This window comes from Pacificibacter marinus, from assembly GCF_900109555.1.
Lineage (GTDB): Bacteria > Pseudomonadota > Alphaproteobacteria > Rhodobacterales > Rhodobacteraceae > Celeribacter > Celeribacter marinus_C.
The window spans coordinates 566,633-589,142 of record NZ_FNZV01000001.1 but is presented as its reverse complement, the minus strand read 5'-3'; the positions used below and the strand labels follow the sequence as shown (position 1 = coordinate 589,142).

The window sequence follows — 22,510 nt, the reverse complement described above, 5'->3', positions numbered from 1 at the left end:
AATTAAAAATTGGCAGGCATACAGGCTATGAAAACGGGCTCTTCCAGCACGTTTGTTATTGCATGGGCACAGGTAGAGGTCGCAGGCTTCCCTCATGCTCAGGTGACAGAACTTGAAATTGGTGCCTTATGGCGCTGGTCGGGCAATGCTGTTTGCGTGAACGGGTCGCGTGATGTTCTGGTGCTCGATGATGCTATAGGTGTCCGTGAATTGCATCAACGGGCAGCACACTCTGTACGTCGTTTGATTGGAACCGCACTGGACCGCGCCCCTCTACATCATGATTATGGTCCCCGCGCGCGGTTGTTTGAGGGCGGGTTTGATGTCACCGATGGTATTAAGCGATATGAAGTCACGTTGATTGATATGCCGGATTTGGGCACGCCTTTGTTGATGTTCTTAGGCGATTTGCCCCCCAAGGACACCGACCTTTGGATCGTGTCTCTTCATCTTGGAGCCGTTCAAAAAACACAAGCCGAGGTTTCAAATGCGGTGATTTGCTTCACTCCTGGCACTCAGATTTTGACGCCAACGGGTCCGCAATTGGTTGAGCATCTGTCCGAGGGCGATTTCGTGCAAACCAAAGACAATGGACCGCAGGCTTTGCGCTGGATTGGCGGAAGACGCATTTCTGGCGCGCGCCTTTACGCCATGCCCGAGTTGCGCCCCATTCGTTTGCGGGCAGGTGCGCTTGGCGCTGGCAACCCTGATACAGATTTAATCGTATCCCCGCATCACCGTATGCTCGTGTCTGGCAAAGCTGCACAAGATTTGTTTAACGCTGACGAGGTATTGATTGCAGCCAAAGATTTGGTCAACGATCAGTCTATCGTGATTGATCGCACCCAACGTGACGTGCGCTATATTCATCTGTTGTTCGATGCACATCAGATCATCGTGGCCAACGGGTTTGAAACCGAAAGCTTTCACCCAGATATCGCTGCACTAAATGATATCACCGGGGATCAAAAAACAGGGCTTTTGCGGCAGTTTCCTGATCTCGTTATATATAATGATACCTACGGGCCATCGGCGCGGCGTACTTTAACCCGAGCCGAAGCCGCAATACTTATGTCAGGTGTCGCATAAGTTTTAAAAATAGTAATCTGAGCGGGCACCTGTGCTTGACTCCCCCAACGGGCCAGCTATAAGCCGCCCATATCCCGTGTGCAGTGATGTGCGCGGGTTATTATATTGGTGTTGGTGGCCCTCGCAAGGGGATGCCTGTCGGCTGAAAACGATAACTGTGCTTAATGCACATAGTTCGTGGAACGCAAAGGACAGCACCTTTCACACACTTTGCGACATGTGTTGCAAGGTACCCTATTGAAAGGATCCAGATCGTGACCAAACGCACATCTGCCAAATACAAAATTGACCGCCGAATGGGCGAAAACATTTGGGGCCGCGCTAAATCCCCAGTGAACCGTCGTGAATATGGCCCCGGCCAGCACGGTCAGCGCCGCAAAGGCAAATTGTCTGACTTTGGTCTTCAGTTGCGCGCTAAGCAAAAACTGAAAGGTCACTACGGCGATCTGACAGAAAAACAATTCCGCCGCATTTACGCTGACGCTGTGCGCATCAAAGGCGATACAGGTGAAAACCTTATCGGTTTGCTCGAATCCCGTTTGGACGCTGTTGTGTACCGCGCGAAATTCGTTGCTACTGTTTTTGCTGCCCGTCAGTTCGTAAACCACGGCCACATCACAGTGAACGGCAAGCGTGTTAACATTCCTTCATACCGCGTTAAAGAAGGCGACGTTATCGAAGTGCGTGATCGTTCCAAGCAAATCGCAGTTGTTCTCGAAGCAACTCAATTGGCTGAACGTGATGTTCCTGACTACATCGAAGCTGATCACTCCAAATTGAAAGCGACTTTCGTGCGCACGCCAGGCCTTTCTGACGTCCCATTCGCTGTTCAAATGGAACCAAATCTCGTGATCGAATTCTACGCTCAGAACTAATCTGAGCCTATCCGATTTAGATTTAGAAAGGCCGTCCCTTGGGGCGGCCTTTTTGCATGATATGGAATGTATGGTTTGTGTCGCCAAATTTCGATAAAACAGACGCGCCAGCGCAACATATTGATGTCACATAGCGAAGCGACTTTCCTTGCTGCGCTCACACGCGTATGACGAATACAACCTTATCGTGAGTTGATTTATGACCCGTGTGATCGAACCCCAACCCAAAATTCTTGAGATTGCCTTGTACCAAGGTGGTCAGAGCAAAATTGCTGGAATGGACAACACCATTAAACTGTCGTCGAACGAAAATCCGTTCGGCACACCAGACAGTGCGAAAACGGCGTTTTCCAAGGCTTCGCACCAACTTCACCGGTATCCCAACACGGATCACAGCGCTTTGCGTCAAGCGATTGGCGATGTGCATGGTCTCAACCCGCAACAGATTATTTGCGGTGTGGGATCAGATGAAATCATTACTTTTTTGTGTCAAGCCTATGCAGGTGTCGGCGATGAGGTGATTCACACCGAGCATGGTTTTGCGATGTACCGTATCTCGACGCTCGCGGCGGGCGCGACACCTATTTGTGTGCCTGAACGCGAGCGGGTTGTTGATGTGGACGCTATTTTGTCCGCTTGCACAGACAAAACCAAACTGGTGTTTGTCGCCAATCCAGCCAACCCAACCGGCACAATGATCGGTCAGCGTGAAGTGTCTCGTCTGGCTGACGGTTTGCCGCCGCAAGCGATTTTGGTGCTCGATGGAGCTTACGCCGAATACGTTGAAGCGTTCGATGGTGGTGCCGCCCTGATCGAAACACGTGATAATGTTGTCATGACGCGTACTTTTTCTAAGATGTATGGTCTTGGGGGCACGCGGATTGGCTGGGGGTATGGACCTCAGGAAATCATCGACACGTTGAACCGTGTGCGCGGTCCGTTCAATTTGTCCGAGCCGCAACTCGCGGCTGCAGAAGCGGCTGTGAAAGACCGTGACTGGGTTGAGAAATGTCGTGAAGACAACACCCGCTTGAGAGCTTGGTTGGCCGAGGCTTTGATGGAACATGGCGTGCCGTCTGACACGTCTTGTGCGAATTTCATTCTGGCCCGCTTTATCGATGACGCTGAAGCGGAAAGCTGTGATGAATTTCTCAAATCAAATGGTATTTTGGTACGCCGCGTCGCGGGATACGGCTTGCCCAACTGCTTGCGGATCACGGTGGGTGACGAAGCATCCTGCCGCCGTGTCGCGCATGTGATAGGGCAGTTTTTGGAGCAAAGCAGATGAGCGTGCTGTACAAGCGTGTGGCTCTGATTGGACTGGGGCTTATCGCAAGTTCTATGTCTTTGGCTATGCGCCGTGCTGGTGTGGCTGGCGAAATCACAGGCTATGCGCGCTCTGTTGAGACACGCAATATTGCGCGAGATTTAGGGCTTGTGGATCATGTGTGCGAAAGTGCTGCTGACGCCGTCAAGGATGCTGATCTTGTAATTCTGGCTGTGCCCGTTGGGGCCATGGGCGCTGTCATGCAAGATATTGCACCTGCTTTGAAAAAAGGGGCTGTGGTGTCTGATGTCGGTTCGGTTAAAAAGGATATCTTTGCATCCGTTTTGCCGCATCTGCCAGAAGGCGTCGAATTCATCGGCACGCACCCTATGGCGGGGACCGAACATTCTGGCCCAACATCAGGGTTTGCTGAGTTGTTTGACAATCGTTGGTGTCTCATTGTTCCAACTGAAACATCAAGCGATGCTGAAATTTTGCGGCTTGAAACGTTTTGGCAGGCTCTTGGGGCGAACACCAAACATATGGATGCGGATCACCATGATTTGGTCTGTGCCGTGGTGTCCCATACGCCGCATTTGATTGCTTACACGATGGTTGGCGTGGCTGACGATTTAAGCCGTGTGACAGATCAAGAAGTCATCGAATTTTCTGCCGCAGGCTTTCGAGATTTCACGCGGATTGCCGCCTCGGACCCCACAATGTGGCGCGATGTGTTTTTGTCAAACAAAGAAGCAACGCTCGAAATTTTGGGCCGCTTTACGGAAGAATTGTTTGCGTTGCAACGTGCGATCCGTCAGGGCGATGGCGATCATTTGCATGAGTATTTCACCCGTACACGTGCCATTCGGCGCGGTATTGTTGAGGCGGGCCAAGACACTGACGCGCCGAATTTCGGACGCAACACCAAACCATCATGACCCGCTTACGGGCCATGCCAGCTGCGATATGCCTGACGCTTTTAACTGTCAGCGCGGCGGCGGATATGACGCGCTCTCCTTTTCCAATTTTACGCCCTGACGCGGTCTTGCCACGCACAGTGCCAGTCTCGTCTGTGCAAACGATTCCGGCTCTGACCGTGTCTTTGATACCGCGGTTGCGCCCGAAATCTTTGGCTGTGCCTGTCGTGTCAAACGTGACTTACCGCACCCAAGGGTCGGTTTGCGGTCACACAGATATTCGCGGCACGCAGATCGTATCCATCCCGGCTAAAATGAACGGCTGTGGTTTGGAAAACCCTGTGCGGGTGACTGAAATTGCAGGTGTTAAATTGTCTCGACCTGCAACACTTGATTGCACAACGGCCAAAGCGTTGCGGGTCTGGATCGACAAAGGTGCCAAACCAGCGATTAAGCGCAAGGGCAGAGGTTTGGCTGAGATCAAAGTTGCCGCCAGCTATTCTTGCCGGACGCGCAACAATCAAGCTGGTGCCAAAGTGTCTGAGCATGGGCGGGGCAGGGCCATTGATATTTCAGGATTTACGCTGAAAAACGGTGACACGATCAGCGTTCTCAAAGGGTGGAGCCGCCGGGTAGATGGAAAAATTTTGCGCAAGATGCACAAAGCGGCGTGCGGCCCGTTTGGCACAGTCTTGGGCCCGAACGCCAATAAATACCACAAAGACCATTTTCATTTCGACACAGCGCGGTATCGCTCAGGCAGTTACTGTCGCTAAAGCCACTATCTGATGACAAGACGAGGGGCGGGGCCAAGCGGCAAAAATCCAAGCGAAATTGTGCCACGTGACAAAGTCAGTTCCGCATCAATTGTGGATGCATTCCCTTTCATACCCGCCAAAAGTTCGCCTGCCTTCAAGGCCATATTTTCAATATTTTTAGGAATAAAGCCCGCCGCGGTTGCAAGCGTGATCATCTCGCGCCAGTTGGTTGCTTTGATCTGTAGCGTGCCATTGGGGTAGCCGCGCGCATCCACATCAAAGGTACCTGCGACCCGAAGATCAAGCTTGCCCCATGTGGCGGCTGCGTTGTGCAAAACAACATGTGTGGGCTGCGGACGTGGCCCTTCAAGCGCAGTGATATCCCATGCTTTGTCGAATGTGATCTTGGTCTCAATGTTCAATGTGTCAAAGGTATCAGACAATATGCCGTTTGAATCCATGCGTGAAACCATGGATGCCGAAGGGGCTAAGTCATTAACTTGTATGGATATATCATGCGCAAAAGGGGTCTCTTTTGTGCGGTTTGCCACGGCCTTGGCGTTGGCCAATGAAAACCCCCAACCCAAAGACGATGTGGCTTTGAGGGCACTGAAATCAAAGGCCGCGTGGTTCAGCGTTAACGCTGTGCCCGCATCCACAAAAAGTGTGCCGCCAGCCGTTTGTGTGGTGATGTCGATGCTTTGAAACGGCGTCGACAATCGCACATCTTGGGCCAAGCTGGCATGTAATTGTGTTGGGGTGAAGCTACGACTTTTGATCTGTAAGCGCGGTGTTTGATACAGCACGCCTGTGTCGGGATCTGCCACGGCTATATCCGTGAGTGTTGTTGCAAAGCTCAAAGGGTACCCGCGTGTTTCAAGTGACGTGTATTCAGTCTGCCACCCTTCTGCTTGACGCAGGTTAAGCCACGTCGCAATTCCGCGTTCGGTTGCGCGGGCCGCAATCAGCCAATAGCCTGAGTACAACACGACGAAAATCAGACACAGCCAAATCAGTTTGCGCATGGCATTCCCTTTCATGACCTCTTTCAACAGCGGACAAAGGTGTGTTTAAACACACCCACGCAACTTGGCCAGAGCGCCAATGAACCAAGGGTGATTTGCACGATGACAGGTTTGGAAAACGGGTTTTGGGTTTTTGGCTATGGGTCTTTGCTATGGAACCCAGAGTTTGAATTCATCGATCATGCGCCTGCCGTGCTCAATGATTATGCGCGATCCTTTTGCATGTGGTCGATCCATCATCGCGGCAGTCCCGAACTGCCGGGTTTGGTTTTGGCGTTAGATGCCCACAAAGGCGCGCAGTGTCAGGGCGTGGCCTTTCGCGTGGGGGCGGACACCGCAGTGAAAAGCCTTGCGGATTTGCGTGAACGTGAATTGGTTTCATCTGCTTATGTTGAGCACCACGTGCCATTGCGCCTGAATGATGGGCGCGACATCACAGCTTTGGCCTATGTGATTGATCCTTCACACGCGCAGTACACGGGAAATTTGACGTTAAACCGCCAAGCTGAAATCATTGCCTCTGCCACGGGTGGGCGTGGCCCGAATTGTGAGTATTTGTTCAATACGGCGTCGCATTTGGCCACACTTGGTATGGAAGATGATGACCTCACCATCCTTGCTGCCAAGGTTCGTGCGCGCATGGCTCTTTAAGAGTGAAATCGCATGTTGGCATCGCAGCATTCCTCGCCTATCGTACCCTCAACAGGAAACATTAGGTCAGGACAGGGTCAATGGGCCAACCCGATCAAGAGGTATCGCAGCATTTTTCTCAGCCCGTGAGGCAGATCACCTTAATGGTGATTGTTCTTGGGCTTGTGAGCTTTGGCGGCTACATCGCTTTGCCGCGGGTTTTGCCCGTGTTCTTAGCCAACCCCTATCTCAATGGCTTCATTGCGTTTGTCTTTGTGATCGGTGTCGTGGCCTGCTTTTGGCAGGTGGGGCAACTCGTGGCTTCGGTCAATTGGGTTGAACGTTTCATTGGGGTGCGCCCCAAACAAAAGGGCAAACATGCCCCGCGTCTTTTGGCTCCTTTGGCGGGCCTTATGCGCGAACGTGGTGCCAAGTCGCAAATTTCATCAACGTCATCACGGTCAATCTTAGACTCTGTGGCAACACGCATTGACGAAGCGCGCGACATCACACGATACATTTCCAACCTATTGATTTTTCTTGGACTTTTAGGAACGTTCTATGGATTGGCGACAACTGTTCCCGCCTTGGTCGATACAATTCGATCGTTGGCCCCGATCGAGGGTGAGGGCGCCACAGCCGTTTTTGAACGCCTGATGTCAGGACTTGAACGGCAGCTTGGCGGCATGGGGACTGCCTTTGCATCGTCATTATTGGGGCTGGCGGGATCACTGGTTGTGGGGTTGCTGGAATTGTTCGCGTCCCATGGTCAAAACCGCTTTTTCCGCGAGCTGGAAGAATGGATGTCATCGATCACGCGCATCGGATTTTCCTCTGGTGAAGCCGACGGCGAAATGTCGGGTGCTGCGGCCGTTTTGGATCATATGAGCCAACAAATGGAGGCGCTTCAGACCCTCTTTGTTCAGTCGGAAGTCTCGCGCAGCTCGATTGATGAACGGGTCGATCAGCTTGCAACCTCCATCGACCGAATGGTCGCGCGGATGGAGCATGATGGCGGCACTGGCACCGCTTTGGATCAAATCGCTTCGACCCAGGAGCGCCTTGTCACGGTGCTGGAAAAAAATGCGACGGCGCACACCGACGCTGGGTTGGGCGATGATGCCGAAAGCCGGATGCGTCTGCGTTCTATTGATGTGCAACTTTTGCGCATTTTGGAAGAACTCTCTGCGGGTCGCCAAGAAAGCACCGCCGCGCTGCGTGGTGAAATTTCGGCGCTCACGCGTGCTTTGCGTGATATCGCCGGGCAGGATCAATAGGCTATGGCCGTCTTACGTCGCTCTTCGCAACGTATGTCTGGGTCAATCTGGCCCGGTTTTGTCGATGCGATGACCGCGCTTTTGCTCGTTTTGATGTTTGTTTTGACCATTTTCATGGTTGTGCAATCGATGCTACGAGACACGATTTCGGGACAAGAAACAGAACTAAATGCATTGACGTCTGAGGTCGAAACTTTGGCGCGTGCTTTGGGACTTGAACAGCAACGCTCGTTTGGTTTGGAAGAGCAGCTCGGCACGATCCGTGCGACATTGAGCGAAGCACGTGAGGTTGCTTCGGCACAGCTTGCGTTGATTTCGTCTTTGCAATCTGAAAATACCGCACAAGAGGCGCAGATCGCTTCATTTGAAGCACAAGTGGCAAGTTTATTGTCTGAGCGCGACAATGCTTTGGCGCAATCTGATGTATTGACCGCGGACCTTGCTGAATTAGAGGCTGCAAACCAAAAAATAATTACCGAACAAGAGGCGCTGCAGTTGGCTTTGGCCAAGGCGCGTGATGAGATTGACGAGGCCACAGAAAATGCACGTTTGGCTGCCGCACGGCGCGAAGCGCTTGATGCATTGGTCGCGCAGATGCAAACTGAGATAGCGGATAAAGATGATGCTCTGGTAAAAATGAGTGCCCGTGCAGATAACGTTCAGGCCGCTTTGAGTGCATCTGAGGCAGATCGGCTTGAAGCGGAAAGTGCGCTTACCGTGTCTGAAAAAGAACGGCTTTTGAGTGCCGCGACACTCAGCGAAGCTGAAAAAAATCGTATTTTGGACCAAGCTGCGTTGCAGGCTTTACGTGATAAATTCCAAGCATCACAAGACGAATTGACGGCTCTGACGCTTGCACTCGAAGAAGAACGCAAATCGGCTGAGAATACTTTGACTTTGCTCGCTGCAGCGCAGGCGGCACAAAAATCACTTGATCTAGATGTGCAGACACAGATGTCTGAGGCGCAAAAACAGGCTGCACTTTTGGCAATGGCAGAGGCCGCGCTGGCAACTGAAAGCCAAAAATCTGCCGACAGTGCGCGCAAAGTTGCCTTGCTCAATCAGCAGGTGTCAGCACTGCGCAGTCAGTTGGCCTCGTTGCAGGCGATTTTGGACGACCGCACAGATCGCGATGCACAGGCCAATGTTCAAATCGACGCGCTGACATCTCGGCTCAATTCCGCGTTAGCCCAAGTCGCTGCCGAAGAGCGCCGCCGTGCTGACCTTGAAGAGGCGGAACGCAAGCGGCTTGAAACCGAGGCAAAGCAACTCGAAAATTATCGATCTGAGTTCTTTGGACGGTTGCGTGATATTTTGGGAGATCGCGACGGGGTGCGGATCGTTGGGGATCGTTTTGTGTTCAGTTCTGAGGTCTTGTTTGCGCCGGGATCAGCAACTTTGGCACCGAACGGCCAAGCGCAAATTGCCCGTGTCGCAGGCATCTTGTCAGATGTTTCAAAAGACATTCCACCTGAAATTGATTGGGTGATCCGTGTTGATGGCCACACTGATACAGTGCCGCTGTCAGGAACTGGTGAGTATAAAGACAACTGGGAATTGAGCCAAGCACGCGCTCTGTCTGTGGTGCGCTACATGACGGATGCACTTGGGTTTCCTGGGGGGCGTTTGGCAGCTGCGGGCTTTGGTGAATTTCATCCTATTGCCCAGGGGAACAGCCCCGATGCCTTTGCTCAAAACCGTAGAATTGAATTGAAGTTGACCGAAAAATAGTCGGCTAAGGCGCGATTGTGATTTGGTCTGACATATCGCTGATCACGGTGTTGTTGCGAATGATTTGTACGCGGGCTTGATAATTGCCCTCCGGCCAAGGTTTTGATGATTTTCGCCCCGCAGCTCGAAAATACTGTGCTTGAGGTTTTTCGATTTTTGCATCCTTCAAGATGATGGCTCCCGCAGGCCCAGTTATGGACAGGCGCATGATGTCATCTTTTTGACCACCAAAAGCAAAGCCAAAAACAACAATCGCCGCGCTGTTTGTGGTTAAAGTGGCCTGCGGGGTGCCCGCTTTGATGGTCGCGTATTCGGGCACTGCATCAGTGATTCCAACGGCTAAAATTCCTGTGGACTGATATTGCAGGGTGTCTTTCCAAAGTGTTTGGCCCCCAGTGTCTCGGCATGTTTTTGAGGTTGACGGATTAAAAGGGTCGATCACATCCCCGTTTTTTCTAACCATGAAATGGACATGGGGAAATTCGGTTTTACCGGAAAGACCGACCTGTCCCAATACTGCGCCTTCGCGGATCTGGTCGCCTTTTCGGACTGTGATGGAGCCTTGCATCATATGGCAATATTGCGTTGTCCAACCGTGTCCATTGTCAATGGTTAGACCGTTCCCGCATTCTCGCCCTGTCACATCAGGTGCTCCAACTGTGCTTTGTGCGTGGTCTTCCATTCCGTCGCGTGCGCCCAAAACCGTTCCTGATATTGCAGCTAGCACATCGACTTTTTTAAACATGTCGGCGTGTGTGGGTAGGGCGAAATCGGTACCTTTGTGGGTGTTATAAGTCAGGTTTCCACAGGTGAAATCTGTCGCCTTATTGCTTGGGTCAGCGTCAACAAAGTTTTGGATGTAGCAAGTTTGACCGAGCGTGCAGTCAATCGGCAAACTCAAAGAAATATCCCCCGCAAGCATTGGGCTTGCGAGGGATATGATTGTCATTGCGAGAGCTGCGGTGTGGCGCATCATAGCAAGGTGTTTTATTCAGCTGTCAGCAAAGGAGGCTTTTTTCTAGCGCTGATACGTCTGTCGCCGGGTTCTTCGATGCGAAGGTCGATTTGGCCGTTTTTGACACCAACTTGTACAACACCACCTTTGGCAAGCTTGCCGAACAGCAATTCTTCTGCCAGTGGTTTTTTGATGTACTCTTGGATCACGCGGCCAAGTGGACGCGCGCCCATTTTACTATCGTAGCCTTTATTGCCTAGCCATTCGGCCGCAGCGTGGGTCAGTTCAATGTGGACATTGCGGTCCATGAGCTGAGCTTCAAGTTGCAAAACGAATTTCTCGACAACTTGGAAGATGACTTCTTTTGGCAGTGGATCAAAGGAAATCACGGCATCCAAACGGTTGCGGAATTCAGGTGTAAATGTGCGTTCAATCGCAGCGGTGTCTTCGCCTTCACGGCGATCACGACCAAAGCCGATGGCTTCTTTAGCTTGTTCAGACGCGCCGGCATTTGTTGTCATGATCAAGATAACATTACGGAAATCGACGGTTCTGCCATTGTGATCCGTGAGTTTGCCGTTGTCCATCACCTGCAGCAAGATGTTGTACACATCAGGGTGGGCCTTTTCCATTTCATCGAGCAACAACACACAGTGCGGATGCTGGTCGACACCGTCGGTGAGCATGCCGCCTTGGTCAAAGCCGACATAGCCGGGGGGCGCGCCAATCAAGCGTGAAACGGCGTGTTTTTCCATGTACTCGGACATGTCAAACCGCAAAAGTTCAACGCCAAGCGTGTCCGCGAGTTGCTTGGCCACCTCGGTTTTACCAACGCCTGTCGGCCCTGCGAACAGGTAGTTGCCGATGGGCTTTTCAGGCTCACGCAAGCCTGCGCGTGCCAGTTTGATGGCCGAAGACAGGGCAACGATGGCTTTGTCTTGTCCGAAAACAACACGTTTGAGCGTGGATTCCAGATCTTTAAGCACTTCGGTGTCATTTTTAGACACGCTTTTCGGTGGGATGCGTGCAATTTTCGCCACCACAGCTTCGATATCTTTCGGACCGATGGTTTTGCGACGACGGCTTTCAGAGACAAGGTGCTGAGCAGCGCCCGCTTCGTCGATCACATCGATCGCTTTGTCGGGCAACTTGCGGTCATGAATGTAGCGCGCAGCCAATTCGACAGCGGATTTAATCGCATCGTTGGTGTAGCGAATGTCGTGGTGGTCCTCGAAATAGGGTTTGAGGCCCATCAGAATTTTAACCGCATCATCCACGGATGGTTCATTCACATCAATTTTTTGGAAGCGGCGCGCCAAAGCACGATCTTTTTCAAAATGTTGACGGAATTCTTTGTAAGTTGTTGAGCCCATGCAGCGCAGCTTGCCGCCTGCAAGAGCAGGTTTGAGCAAGTTTGACGCATCCATAGCGCCGCCAGAGGTCGCGCCTGCGCCGATGACGGTGTGAATTTCATCAATGAACAGCACGGCATCTGGGTGATCTTCGAGTTCTTTCATCACGGCTTTGAGGCGTTCTTCAAAATCACCACGGTAGCGGGTGCCCGCTAAGAGTGCGCCCAAATCGAGAGAGTAGATGGTTGATTTAGACAAAACTTCAGGGGTTTCGCCGTCAACGATTTTACGGGCGAGACCTTCGGCAATAGCGGTTTTGCCAACGCCAGGGTCGCCAACCAAAAGCGGGTTATTTTTGCGGCGACGGCATAGCACCTGAATGCAGCGTTCGACTTCATGTGTGCGGCCGATCAAGGGGTCCACGTCCCCTTCAGCGGCTTTCTTGTTCAAATCAACACAGTATTTGGCGAGTGCAGATTCTTTTTCTTCACCGCCAGAGGTAGGCCCGCCAGATGTTGGGCCTTCAATGTCATCATCTGCGCCGGAAATAGGCCGCGCTTCTTCAAAGTCAGGATCTTTGGCAACGCCATGTGCGATAAAATTGACCGCATCGTAGCGTGTCATATCTTGTTCTTGCAAAAAGAAGGCCGCGTTGGATTCGCGTTCAGCAAAGATCGCGACCAGCACATTGGCACCAGTCACTTCAGTACGCCCTGAGGATTGCACGTGAATGGCAGCGCGTTGAATGACGCGCTGGAAAGAAGCTGTTGGCACAGCTTCGGACCCTTCAACATCGGTGATGAGCGTTGTCAAATCATCTTCAATGTAATCGACAAGTGTTTTGCGCAGTTCTTCAAGCTCGACGTTGCATGCTTGCATAACGCGTGCAGCATCCGGTTCATCGATCAACGCGAGCAACAAATGCTCGAGCGTTGCGAGTTCATGTTTGCGTGCATTGGCCAGAGCCAGCGCAGCGTGAATGGCTTGCTCAAGGGTGTTCGAAAATGATGGCACTGTGGGGGTGCTCCTTTCATTCGGGTCCAGACGGTGCAGATGGCGGTCTTAATGCCACCGTCGCCGCATACTCTTAAAGTTCGATTGAAACCTGCGCACTTCAAGAGGTTTTTTGGTTAACACACGTAAACTTTTCCGTGTTCGTCCAATATTTGTTCATTAGGGCGCATCGTAGCCGCCCCCTTGTTGTTATGATGTATGTTAGAACGCCGCCTTTGCAAGGGCGAAATGCAACATCAGAACCTGTCTTTTCTGGCACGGATTTCGGTGAAGACGTCTAAATCGGATGCATTCGCCATGCCGACAGCTGATTTTAAGTCTTTATTGTCGGCGCGTAAAAATGGATTTGTGTCCATCTCAAGCTGCAATTGCGACGGCACTGTCGGCATATTTGCAGCGCGGGCAGCTTTAACGTCGCGCACACGCGCCTGCAGCGCTGGGTTTTCTGGATCGATGGACATGGCAAAGGCGGCATTGCTTTCGGTATATTCATGACCCGAACAGACTGTCGTGTGTGGCGGCAGGGCGCGCAATTTTTGCAGGCTGTTCCACATTTGCGCAGGGGTGCCTTCAAACAAGCGTCCACATCCCAGCGCCATAAGACTATCGGCGGTGAACAATGTTGCGATGCTTGGCACGTGGTAGGCGATGTGCCCCACCGTGTGTCCGGGCACATTGATAATGTGCACAGGGATATCGCCGAACATAAAGGTATCGCCATCTTCGACTTGATCGGTGATCAGCGTATGGGGCAGGCGGTGCATGTCAGCTTTGGCGGCAACAACGCGTGGGTGCCAGCCTTTGGCAGCACAAGCTTCGAGCAAAGGGGCAAGCCCATCGATGTGGTCCCAGTGGTGGTGGGTCAGCCAAATATCGGTGAGATCCCAGCCGTGCTTTTCAAGCTCTGCAATAATAGGAGCGTGATCCGCGACATCAACCACAGCCGTGCGCAATGACACATGATCATGCAAGAGAAACGCGTAGTTGTCTTTGAGAACGGGAAAGGTGACGAGTTCGGTCATGGTGTTTTCTCGCATTGTGCGTCATGGTTGATACAACAGTTGGCTATGGAACGCAGATTTGCAATGCACCTTGATGTTGTTGAACTGAGAAATTTCTATTATCGCACTGGTTTGGGCCGTGCGGCGCAGCGCGTGATCCGTGATCAGGTTGTGGCCTATTGGCCCAACGCGTCACGGCAAACTGTTGCAGGCTTTGGGTTTTCGGTGCCTTTGTTGCGGCCCTATTTGGCTGATGCACGCCGCGTTGTGGCGTTGATGCCGGATCAGCAAGGCGTGATGCACTGGCCTGCCGGAATGGAAAACACATCGACGTTGTGCCACGAAACGGCTTGGCCTTTGCAAACGGGATTCGTTGATAAGCTGGTGGTGATGCACGGGCTTGAAACCTCTGACAATCAATCCGCTTTGCTGGAAGAATGCTGGCGTGTGTTGGGGCCTGGGGGCAAAGCTTTGTTCATCGTGCCCAATCGCGGTGGCGTGTGGTCACGCTCAGATGGGACGCCGTTTGGCTATGGGCGGCCTTATTCGTTGGGGCAGCTTGAGGCCCAGCTTAAACTTGCCAATTTTGTACCTGAACGTCACAAGGCTGTGCTGTTTCAACCGCCGTCACACAAACGCTTTTGGCTGCGGTCTGGGCCTATGTTGGAACGGATTGGACGCCAAGTGACAGATCATCTGGCGGGCGGTGTCTTGATGCTTGAGGTGTCCAAACAGGTCTACGCGCAAACAGGAACGGGCAGTCCGCAAGCACTCAGTCGTGCCAAAGGGGTCTTGGGTGGGTTGCGGCCTGTGCCCGAGGCCAAGCCAGTCTTAAATCCGTAGTTCTGGGTGGTATTCCCGCAATGGGAACAGCCCAGCCGACAGGGGCTCTCACAAGGGGAAATCTATTGTGTCTTCTTCTATAGATTATCGAGTCACGCTGGCAGTTTGACGCTGGATTCGTTGAAATGAGTGATAAAAAAGGTGTGTCTTGTAACTTTTTTTTCATGTTTAAACGCCTCATTTTTCTTAAGTGATTGATATTGCTTAAATGCCCCCGCGACATCTTGGCACGAAAGCGCAGTAACAAGGTTGCGAGGTGGCGAATGCTCAGCTATACCCAGCGCGATTTTTGCTGCCTGTGCATTCGCACGGGCTTCTCAATATGCCCTACCTTTGATGTTCACAAATCAGTGAGTTGAGGGGGAAAGGCCCAACGACATCGGAAGGGTGGACGTGTCCGAACCAGCTTCGATTTCCCGCGGTATTGCCGCACGCTACGCCACGGCCTTGTTTGATCTGGCCAAGGAAAGCAAAACGCTAAAAGCGCTTGAGGGCGATGTCGCCGCCCTTGGCTCGGCTTTGGCCGATAGTGCTGATTTGAACGCTGTTATCGCGTCACCTGTTGTCTCGCGTGAGGAACATGGTGCTGTCGTTGCAGCAATTTCGAAAAAAGCAAAATTTTCGCCCATCACGGCCAATACTTTGGCTTTGCTGGCGCAAAACCGTCGTCTTTTTGTGTTGCCACAACTTGTGGACGCATTGAACGCCATGCTCGCAGACGAGCGCGGCGAAGTGACTGCGGACGTCACCTCTGCAAAGGCTTTGACCAAAACGCAGAGTGACAAACTGGCTAAGACATTGTCTGCCCAGTTTGGCAAAGACGTTACAATCAATGCGACCGTTGATGAGTCCCTCATCGGCGGTCTTATCGTTAAAGTGGGCTCGAAGATGATTGATACATCAATCGCCTCCAAGCTCTCTTCCCTCCAGAATGCAATGAAAGAGGTCGGATAATGGGAATCCAAGCAGCCGAAATTTCTGCGATCCTCAAGGATCAGATCAAAGACTTTGGCAAAGACGCCGAAGTTGCTGAAGTTGGTCGTGTACTGAGCGTTGGTGATGGTATCGCCCGCGTCTACGGTCTCGACAACGTTCAGGCTGGTGAAATGGTTGAGTTCCCCGGCGGCATCCGCGGGATGGCACTTAACCTTGAAGCCGACAACGTAGGTATCGTTATCTTTGGGTCTGATAAAGACATCAAAGAAGGCGATACAGTTAAACGTACGAAGTCCATCGTGGATGTTCCTGCGGGCGACGAGCTCTTGGGCCGCGTTGTTGATGGCCTTGGCAACCCAATCGATGGCAAGGGTGAGATTAAAACATCCAAACGCCTCGTAGCTGACGTGAAAGCGCCGGGGATTATCCCGCGTAAATCCGTTCACGAGCCAATGGCGACAGGCCTTAAGTCTGTTGACGCGATGATCCCAGTTGGCCGTGGCCAGCGTGAGCTTATCATTGGTGACCGTCAAACTGGTAAAACAGCTGTGGCGCTTGATACGATCCTCAACCAAAAATCCTACAACGATGCTGCAAAGTCTGAAAATGACAAATTGTACTGTATCTACGTAGCGATTGGTCAAAAACGCTCCACAGTGGCTCAGCTTGTTAAAAAGCTCGAAGAGTCCGGTGCGTCTGAGTACACTATCGTTGTGGCTGCGACTGCGTCCGATCCTGCACCAATGCAGTTCCTTGCGCCTTACGCTGCGACCGCTATGGCTGAGCACTTTCGCGACAACGGTCGCCACGCTTTGATCATCTATGATGACCTTTCAAAGCAAGCTGTGTCTTACCGCCAAATGTCTTTGCTTTTGCGTCGCCCACCAGGACGTGAAGCTTACCCTGGTGACGTGTTCTACCTTCACTCCAGACTTCTTGAGCGTTCTGCGAAACTCAACGCAGACTACGGTTCTGGTTCTTTGACGGCTTTGCCTATCATTGAAACTCAGGGCGGTGATGTTTCTGCGTTTATTCCAACCAACGTGATTTCGATCACAGATGGTCAGATCTTCTTGGAAACTGAATTGTTCTACCAAGGCATTCGTCCTGCGGTGAACACTGGTCTTTCCGTGTCTCGTGTTGGCTCATCTGCGCAAACAAAAGCGATGTCTTCTGTTGCTGGTCCAGTGAAACTTTCACTCGCTCAGTACCGTGAGATGGCTGCTTTTGCTCAGTTTGGTTCTGACCTTGATGCCTCCACACAGCAATTGCTGGCTCGTGGTGCGCGTTTGACAGAACTCATGAAGCAAGCTCAGTACTCTCCACTGTCTAACGCAGAAATCGTTTGCGTTATCTTTGCAGGTACAAACGGCTACCTCGATAAAATCGCTGTATCCGACGTGAGCCGTTTCGAGAAAGGCCTTCTTGAGTTCTTGCGCGGCAAGCACGCTGATCTTTTGACTTGGATTTCTGATGAAGATCCAAAAATCAAAGGCGATGCCGCTGACAAGGTGAAGGCTGTTCTGGACGAATTCGCAGCAACCTTCGCTTAACCCTGGGAAAAGGACAGTTAAATGCCTAATCTCAAGGACCTAAAAAATCGGATCGCGAGTGTGAAATCCACACGCAAGATCACGAAAGCCATGCAAATGGTCGCGGCCGCAAAATTGCGCCGCGCCCAAGATGCTGCTGAAGCGTCACGGCCCTACACAGAACGGTTTAACGCTGTTCTGGGGGCGCTGTCCGCATCAGTAGGTGGCTCTGATAGCGCGCCCCGGCTTCTTGCCGGGACGGGCAAAGACGATGTGCAATTGCTCGTCGTGATGACTGCAGAACGCGGCCTATGTGGTGGCTTCAACTCTTCGATCGTGAAACTCGCAAAAACACGCATCGCCGAATTGCAAGCTGCTGGCAAAACAGTGAAAGTTCTCACTGTTGGCAAAAAAGGCCGTGAACAGCTGAACCGTGAATTTGGTGCGCTTTTGATCGGCCACGTCGATCTGAGCAGCGTAAAACGTCTGGGCTATATCAACGCACAAGAAATCGCCAAGGATATCCTTGGTCGTTTTGACGGCGAAGAGTTCGATGTTGCGACGATTTTCTACTCGAAATTCGTCAACGTTGTTTCCCAAATTCCGACAGCTTTGCAGGTTATTCCGGCGGCATATGAAGCAAACGATGATGACGCTGGGGCGCTCTACGATTACGAGCCTTCCGAAGAAGCCATCCTCGCAGACCTTCTGCCGCGCGGCGTCGCCACGCAGATCTTTGCAGCTCTTTTGGAAAATGCTGCCTCCGAGCAGGGTGCGCGGATGTCCGCTATGGACAACGCCACACGCAACGCAGGCGACATGATCGACAAACTGACCATTCAATACAACCGTTCGCGTCAGGCTGTCATCACCAATGAGCTTATCGAAATCATCTCGGGCGCTGAAGCGCTCTAAGAACCGGAGTAACGAAACATGGCACAAGCAAAAGGCAAAATCACCCAGGTGATTGGCGCCGTTGTTGACGTTCAGTTCGACGGCGAATTGCCGGCGATTTTGGACGCGCTCGAAACAGACAACAATGGCAACCGTTTGGTTCTCGAAGTCGCTCAGCACCTGGGTGAGGGTACAGTTCGTACCATCGCTATGGATGCGACTGAAGGCCTCGTACGTGGTCAAGCCGTCACAGCAACTGGCAACCAGATTTCTGTTCCAGTTGGTAAAGCGACTTTGGGCCGCATCATGAACGTCACAGGCGATCCTGTTGACGAAAAAGGTCCTGTGAACACAACAGACCGCCGCCCAATTCACGGCGACGCGCCTGCGTTTGACGAACAGTCCACAGCCACTGAAATCCTCGTGACAGGCATCAAGGTCATCGACCTTCTCGCGCCTTACACAAAAGGTGGTAAAATTGGTCTCTTCGGTGGTGCCGGTGTTGGCAAAACCGTTTTGATCATGGAACTCATCAACAACATCGCGAAAGTGCACTCTGGTGTGTCTGTGTTCGCTGGTGTGGGTGAGCGTACGCGTGAAGGTAACGACCTTTACCACGAGATGATCGAATCCAACGTTATCGTTCCTGACAACCTCGAAGAGTCTAAAATTGCTCTCGTTTACGGTCAGATGAACGAGCCTCCCGGTGCGCGTATGCGTGTTGCTTTGACTGGTTTGACACTGGCCGAGCAATTCCGCGACGAATCCGGCTCAGACGTTCTGTTCTTTGTCGACAACATCTTCCGCTTTACGCAGGCGGGTTCCGAGGTGTCTGCGCTTTTGGGTCGTATCCCATCTGCGGTTGGCTACCAGCCAACTTTGGCGACCGACATGGGCGCGATGCAAGAACGCATCTCATCCACGAAAAACGGTTCCATCACGTCCGTTCAAGCCGTCTACGTTCCTGCGGATGACTTGACTGACCCTGCGCCAGCGACATCGTTTGCTCACTTGGATGCGACAACCGTTCTGGATCGTTCGATCTCTGAAAAAGGTATCTACCCAGCGGTTGATCCACTTGGATCAACATCACGCTTGCTCGATCCTTTGATCATCGGCGAAGAGCACTACAAAGTTGCGACGGACGTCCAGCAAATTTTGCAGCGTTACAAGTCTTTGCAAGACATCATCGCCATCCTTGGTATGGACGAATTGTCAGAAGACGACAAAATGACTGTGACTCGCGCCCGTAAAATCGAGCGTTTCTTGTCCCAGCCATTCGACGTTGCGAAAGTGTTCACCGGCGCTGACGGTAAACAGGTTCCTCTCGAAGACACCATCAAATCGTTTAAAGCTGTTGTGGCTGGTGAGTACGATCACCTTCCAGAAGGCGCTTTCTACATGGTGGGTGGCATTGACGAAGTGCTTGCTAAAGCTGAGAAAATGGCGGCTGACGCTGCTTAAGTCTGTAGCTTAAAACGACCCGAGGTCGGGATCATTTAGATCTTGATCTCGGATCGTTCGCCATCTCAATTTGACCCAAGCGTTTGAAGCATCATTGCACAGGTGCTTGGGACAAAACGCTTTAAAGGAGGCCTTCATGGCTAATACTGTCCAATTCGATCTCGTCTCTCCAGAGCGCAAACTTGCTTCTGTGGTGGCAACCGAGGTGCAGATCCCGGGTGCTGATGGTGACTTGACTGCGATGGCTGGCCACGAGCCGACCATTCTGTCTTTGCGGCCTGGTTTTTTGACCATCAAGGGCGCAGACGGAGAAGAGCAGTTCGTTGTAACCGGTGGGTTTGCGGAATTGTCCGCTGATGCTATTTCCGTTTTGGCGGAAATGGCTTTGCCAACCAGTGAAGTGACGCCTGAGATCCTCGCGGAACTCGTGTCCACTGCAACGCAAGCCCATGAAACCGCAGCGGTTGATACGCAGCACGAGACGCAAAAACTTCTCGCGGATCTGATCCACATCGCGGAACATCTGGGCTTCGACGCGCACCTGTAAATCAGGCCCGATTGTGAATTTTAAAGGCCCTTTGGTTTGACCAAGGGGCCTTTTCGCATTTTGGGGCAAGATGATAAAACTTGCCCGCTGCACGGCGCTCTTGGCAAGGTTAATTTCCCAGCTTAGGGTGAGCAGGGCCATGGCGCCTAATTTTATCTATTGAAACTGCAAAGATACACTGACTTATGCAAAGAATTGATACGCACCAACTGGGAGTCGAGCAGGATTCTCTTTTACTGTTTTCTGACTTTCAAGACGGCGGTGCAATGTGGACCGGCAAGGGGCCACGCGAGTTGAGGCGTGTGATTGATTTTGATGAACCGTTTGCCCGTCCACCTGTCATCACTGTTGGCCTGTCTATGCTCGACATGGACCAAGCCAGCAATCACCGCGTTGATATTTGCGCAGAAATGGTGACGGAAGACAGCTTTGTAATCGTGTTTCGGACTTGGGGCGATACGCGCGTGGCGCGTGTGCGGGCCGACTGGATGGCTTTAGGTCCAGTCCGCCATGTCGATGACTGGAACGTCTAGCCCCAAATTATCACTCTGATTGAGGTCTTGTGCGTAGATTAGGGTTGCTGCCAAACAGCCATAACACCCCATTTAGAATGCAAAAAGCGCAGCGGAGAGCGCTGCGCTTTGGGGCTCGGGCTTATGTCACCTTACAGGTGGTAGAGGCCCTCATACAAAGGCACCAAAGTTTCGTTTTCAAACAAAGATGACACAGATGTGCCGTTCCAAGTGTTGATAATGCCCTGCGCAAACAATGGCGCTGTTGGCACGATGCGAATATTTGGGCAATTTTTCACCGCATCTGAGGCCTCGATGGTGTCCGTGATGACCAAAGATTTCATCACTGAGTTGGTCACACGCTCGACAGCGGGACCAGACAGAACTCCGTGGGTGATATATGCGTGAACTTCCTCAGCGCCATGATCCAACAAGTTCTCTGCCGCCTTACACAGCGTGCCAGCCGTGTCGCAAAGGTCATCAACGATGATACACTTTTTGCCTTTAACATCACCGATCACTGTCATTTCAGCAATTTCGCCAGCTTTTTCACGGCGTTTGTCGACGATAGACAACGGTGCGTTGATACGCTTTGCAAGCTCGCGCGCGCGTGCCACACCGCCTACATCAGGCGACACCACCATTACATCCTCTAAGCCGTCTTTAAAGTGATGCTTAATATCAAGCGCAAACACGGGAGACGCGTAGAGGTTGTCTACGGGAATGTCGAAAAAGCCTTGGATCTGCGTCGCGTGCAAGTCCATGGTCAAAATGCGTTCGATACCAGCTTCGACCATCATGTTTGCAACAAGCTTGGCTGAAATAGGTGTGCGAGCTTTGGTGCGGCGGTCTTGGCGTGCATAGCCAAAATAGGGGATCACAGCCGTGATGCGGCCCGCTGACGAGCGGCGCAGCGTATCGGTGATGATCAAAAGCTCCATCAAATTGTCATTGGCGGGGTTTGATGTCGGCTGAATGATGAACATGTCTTCGCCGCGCACGTTCTCATAGACTTCGACGAATATCTCGCCATCGTTGAAACGCTCAACGCGTGCGTCACACAGTTGTACGTTCATGCCGCGATGCATAGAAAGGCGCCGCGCGACAGAAGTGGCAAGCGGTCTGTTCGCATTGCCTGAGATTAATTTAGGTTCAGAAGTGTACGCCATTGCAGCATTCCCGATCAGTTATTTGGCCAAATGTCATGGAATCGTGATGTTGACACCGCTTACCATCCCGCTACCGTCTTGAAAACAGCGCTCATCAGGAGAGATGCAATATGGCTCATATAGATTACTATTTTTCCCTACTTTCGGGTTTTGCCTACATGGCAGGGGATCGATTGGAAAAAATTGCGGCCACACACGGCGCAACGATCAGTTACAAACCTTATGATATCAGTGCGCTGTTTGATCGCCTTGGGGCTCAAAAACCAGCAGACCGACCAGAGGGCCGCAAAGTTTATCGCACCCAAGAGTTGACGCGGTTGTCCAAAAAAACAGGTCTGCCGCTTAAGCTTAATGCTAAGTTTTGGCCTACGAATGCGGCCCCTGCATCTTATGCGATTATCGCCGCAGCGCAGGCTGGTGGTGGTGATGTGCCCGCTTTGATTGCGGGACTCAACCGCGCCATGTGGGTGGATGACCAAGATATCGCCGACGATGCGGTGATCACTGCGGCACTGAAAGGTGCTGGCTTTGATCCGATGTTGTCGATGTCAGGGATGCTTAAGGGCGCGGAAACTTTCACGCGCAACCTAGAAGACGCTTTTGTGGCTGGGGTGTTCGGATCACCCTTTTATATTGTGCGCGATACTGACGAGCGATTTTGGGGGCAAAGCAGCTTAGAAGATCTTGATCTACACCTCGCAGGAAAGCTCTAGAACCGCTCG

21 protein-coding genes are annotated in these 22,510 nt (G+C 52.1%); 16 read left to right on the top strand and 5 right to left on the bottom strand.

Translation table 11 applies throughout. From position 1 onward, the window contains the following. Window positions 1–27 precede the first annotated feature (27 nt). The 5 genes from BM025_RS02735 (at window position 28) to BM025_RS02715 (ending at window position 4,924) form a co-directional block, all read left to right on the top strand. Window positions 28–1,089 carry a Hint domain-containing protein gene (locus BM025_RS02735; protein WP_085847026.1) on the top strand — a complete coding sequence of 354 codons (1,062 nt, stop codon included), beginning with the start codon at window positions 28–30 and terminating at the stop codon, window positions 1,087–1,089. Between the two features lie 254 nt (window positions 1,090–1,343). Continuing rightward, window positions 1,344–1,964 carry a 30S ribosomal protein S4 gene (gene rpsD, locus BM025_RS02730; protein ID WP_085847027.1) on the top strand — a complete coding sequence of 207 codons (621 nt, stop codon included), beginning with the start codon at window positions 1,344–1,346 and terminating at the stop codon, window positions 1,962–1,964. 199 nt (window positions 1,965–2,163) lie between these two features. After that, the gene (hisC, locus tag BM025_RS02725) at window positions 2,164–3,252 is read left to right on the top strand and encodes a histidinol-phosphate transaminase (protein WP_085847028.1); all 1,089 of its coding nucleotides are present in this window, start codon (window positions 2,164–2,166) and stop codon (window positions 3,250–3,252) included. Continuing rightward, entirely contained in the window at window positions 3,249–4,169 is a 921-nt protein-coding gene (locus BM025_RS02720) for a prephenate/arogenate dehydrogenase family protein (RefSeq protein ID WP_085847029.1), read from the top strand. Before hisC ends, BM025_RS02720 begins: the two co-directional genes overlap by 4 nt. A 65-nt stretch (window positions 4,170–4,234) precedes the next feature. Then, window positions 4,235–4,924: an extensin-like domain-containing protein gene (locus BM025_RS02715; RefSeq protein WP_244515396.1), complete on the top strand. Its 690-nt coding sequence runs from the start codon at window positions 4,235–4,237 to the stop codon at window positions 4,922–4,924. A 5-nt stretch (window positions 4,925–4,929) separates the two neighbouring features. Here BM025_RS02715 and BM025_RS02710 read toward each other — a convergent pair whose 3' ends face one another. Then, the gene (locus BM025_RS02710) at window positions 4,930–5,931 is read right to left on the bottom strand and encodes a DUF2125 domain-containing protein (RefSeq protein WP_170842096.1); all 1,002 of its coding nucleotides are present in this window, start codon (window positions 5,929–5,931) and stop codon (window positions 4,930–4,932) included. A 102-nt stretch (window positions 5,932–6,033) separates the two neighbouring features. Between BM025_RS02710 and BM025_RS02705 the strand changes: the two genes are divergently transcribed. The 3 genes from BM025_RS02705 to BM025_RS02695 all read left to right on the top strand — a co-directional run bounded on the left by BM025_RS02705 (window position 6,034) and on the right by BM025_RS02695 (window position 9,569). Further along, window positions 6,034–6,582 carry a gamma-glutamylcyclotransferase gene (locus BM025_RS02705; RefSeq protein WP_085847031.1) on the top strand — a complete coding sequence of 183 codons (549 nt, stop codon included), beginning with the start codon at window positions 6,034–6,036 and terminating at the stop codon, window positions 6,580–6,582. Between the two features lie 80 nt (window positions 6,583–6,662). Beyond that, window positions 6,663–7,838 (top strand): biopolymer transporter ExbB, encoded by a 1,176-nt coding sequence (locus tag BM025_RS02700; RefSeq protein WP_085847032.1) that lies wholly within the window; start codon window positions 6,663–6,665, stop codon window positions 7,836–7,838. A gap of 3 nt (window positions 7,839–7,841) precedes the next feature. Then, complete coding sequence (locus tag BM025_RS02695) at window positions 7,842–9,569, top strand: peptidoglycan -binding protein (RefSeq protein ID WP_085847033.1); 1,728 nt, start codon at window positions 7,842–7,844, stop codon at window positions 9,567–9,569. A 4-nt stretch (window positions 9,570–9,573) separates the two neighbouring features. Here BM025_RS02695 and BM025_RS02690 read toward each other — a convergent pair whose 3' ends face one another. From BM025_RS02690 to gloB, 3 genes are all read right to left on the bottom strand, one after another. After that, window positions 9,574–10,545 carry a M23 family metallopeptidase gene (locus BM025_RS02690; protein WP_244515395.1) on the bottom strand — a complete coding sequence of 324 codons (972 nt, stop codon included), beginning with the start codon at window positions 10,543–10,545 and terminating at the stop codon, window positions 9,574–9,576. Window positions 10,546–10,556: 11 nt separating this feature from the next. After that, window positions 10,557–12,890: an ATP-dependent Clp protease ATP-binding subunit ClpA gene (gene clpA / locus BM025_RS02685; RefSeq protein WP_085847034.1), complete on the bottom strand. Its 2,334-nt coding sequence runs from the start codon at window positions 12,888–12,890 to the stop codon at window positions 10,557–10,559. Window positions 12,891–13,126: 236 nt separating this feature from the next. Then, a complete protein-coding gene (gene gloB, locus BM025_RS02680) occupies window positions 13,127–13,912 on the bottom strand; it encodes a hydroxyacylglutathione hydrolase (RefSeq protein WP_085847536.1) in 786 nt (261 codons plus the stop codon). A gap of 63 nt (window positions 13,913–13,975) precedes the next feature. On the opposite strand from gloB, the gene BM025_RS02675 reads away from it, so the two are divergent. The 7 genes from BM025_RS02675 (at window position 13,976) to BM025_RS02645 (ending at window position 20,640) form a co-directional block, all read left to right on the top strand. Continuing rightward, window positions 13,976–14,734 carry a methyltransferase domain-containing protein gene (locus tag BM025_RS02675; protein WP_085847035.1) on the top strand — a complete coding sequence of 253 codons (759 nt, stop codon included), beginning with the start codon at window positions 13,976–13,978 and terminating at the stop codon, window positions 14,732–14,734. Between the two features lie 393 nt (window positions 14,735–15,127). Next, a complete protein-coding gene (locus BM025_RS02670) occupies window positions 15,128–15,688 on the top strand; it encodes a F0F1 ATP synthase subunit delta (RefSeq protein WP_085847537.1) in 561 nt (186 codons plus the stop codon). Beyond that, window positions 15,688–17,223: a F0F1 ATP synthase subunit alpha gene (gene atpA / locus BM025_RS02665; protein ID WP_085847036.1), complete on the top strand. Its 1,536-nt coding sequence runs from the start codon at window positions 15,688–15,690 to the stop codon at window positions 17,221–17,223. Before BM025_RS02670 ends, atpA begins: the two co-directional genes overlap by 1 nt. Before the next feature lie 21 nt (window positions 17,224–17,244). Next, window positions 17,245–18,117, top strand: a complete 873-nt coding sequence (locus BM025_RS02660) for a F0F1 ATP synthase subunit gamma (protein ID WP_085847037.1) — start codon at window positions 17,245–17,247, stop codon at window positions 18,115–18,117. An 18-nt stretch (window positions 18,118–18,135) separates the two neighbouring features. Next, complete coding sequence (gene atpD, locus BM025_RS02655; RefSeq protein ID WP_085847038.1) at window positions 18,136–19,560, top strand: F0F1 ATP synthase subunit beta; 1,425 nt, start codon at window positions 18,136–18,138, stop codon at window positions 19,558–19,560. Between the two features lie 136 nt (window positions 19,561–19,696). Then, a complete protein-coding gene (locus tag BM025_RS02650; protein ID WP_085847039.1) occupies window positions 19,697–20,107 on the top strand; it encodes a F0F1 ATP synthase subunit epsilon in 411 nt (136 codons plus the stop codon). A gap of 185 nt (window positions 20,108–20,292) precedes the next feature. Then, a complete protein-coding gene (locus tag BM025_RS02645; protein ID WP_085847040.1) occupies window positions 20,293–20,640 on the top strand; it encodes an H-type lectin domain-containing protein in 348 nt (115 codons plus the stop codon). A gap of 131 nt (window positions 20,641–20,771) precedes the next feature. Here BM025_RS02645 and BM025_RS02640 read toward each other — a convergent pair whose 3' ends face one another. Continuing rightward, window positions 20,772–21,788, bottom strand: coding sequence for a ribose-phosphate pyrophosphokinase (locus tag BM025_RS02640; RefSeq protein ID WP_085847041.1), 1,017 nt, complete (start codon window positions 21,786–21,788; stop codon window positions 20,772–20,774). Between the two features lie 110 nt (window positions 21,789–21,898). On the opposite strand from BM025_RS02640, the gene BM025_RS02635 reads away from it, so the two are divergent. Further along, window positions 21,899–22,501 (top strand): 2-hydroxychromene-2-carboxylate isomerase, encoded by a 603-nt coding sequence (locus BM025_RS02635; protein WP_085847042.1) that lies wholly within the window; start codon window positions 21,899–21,901, stop codon window positions 22,499–22,501. The last annotated feature ends 9 nt before the right edge of the window (window positions 22,502–22,510 follow it).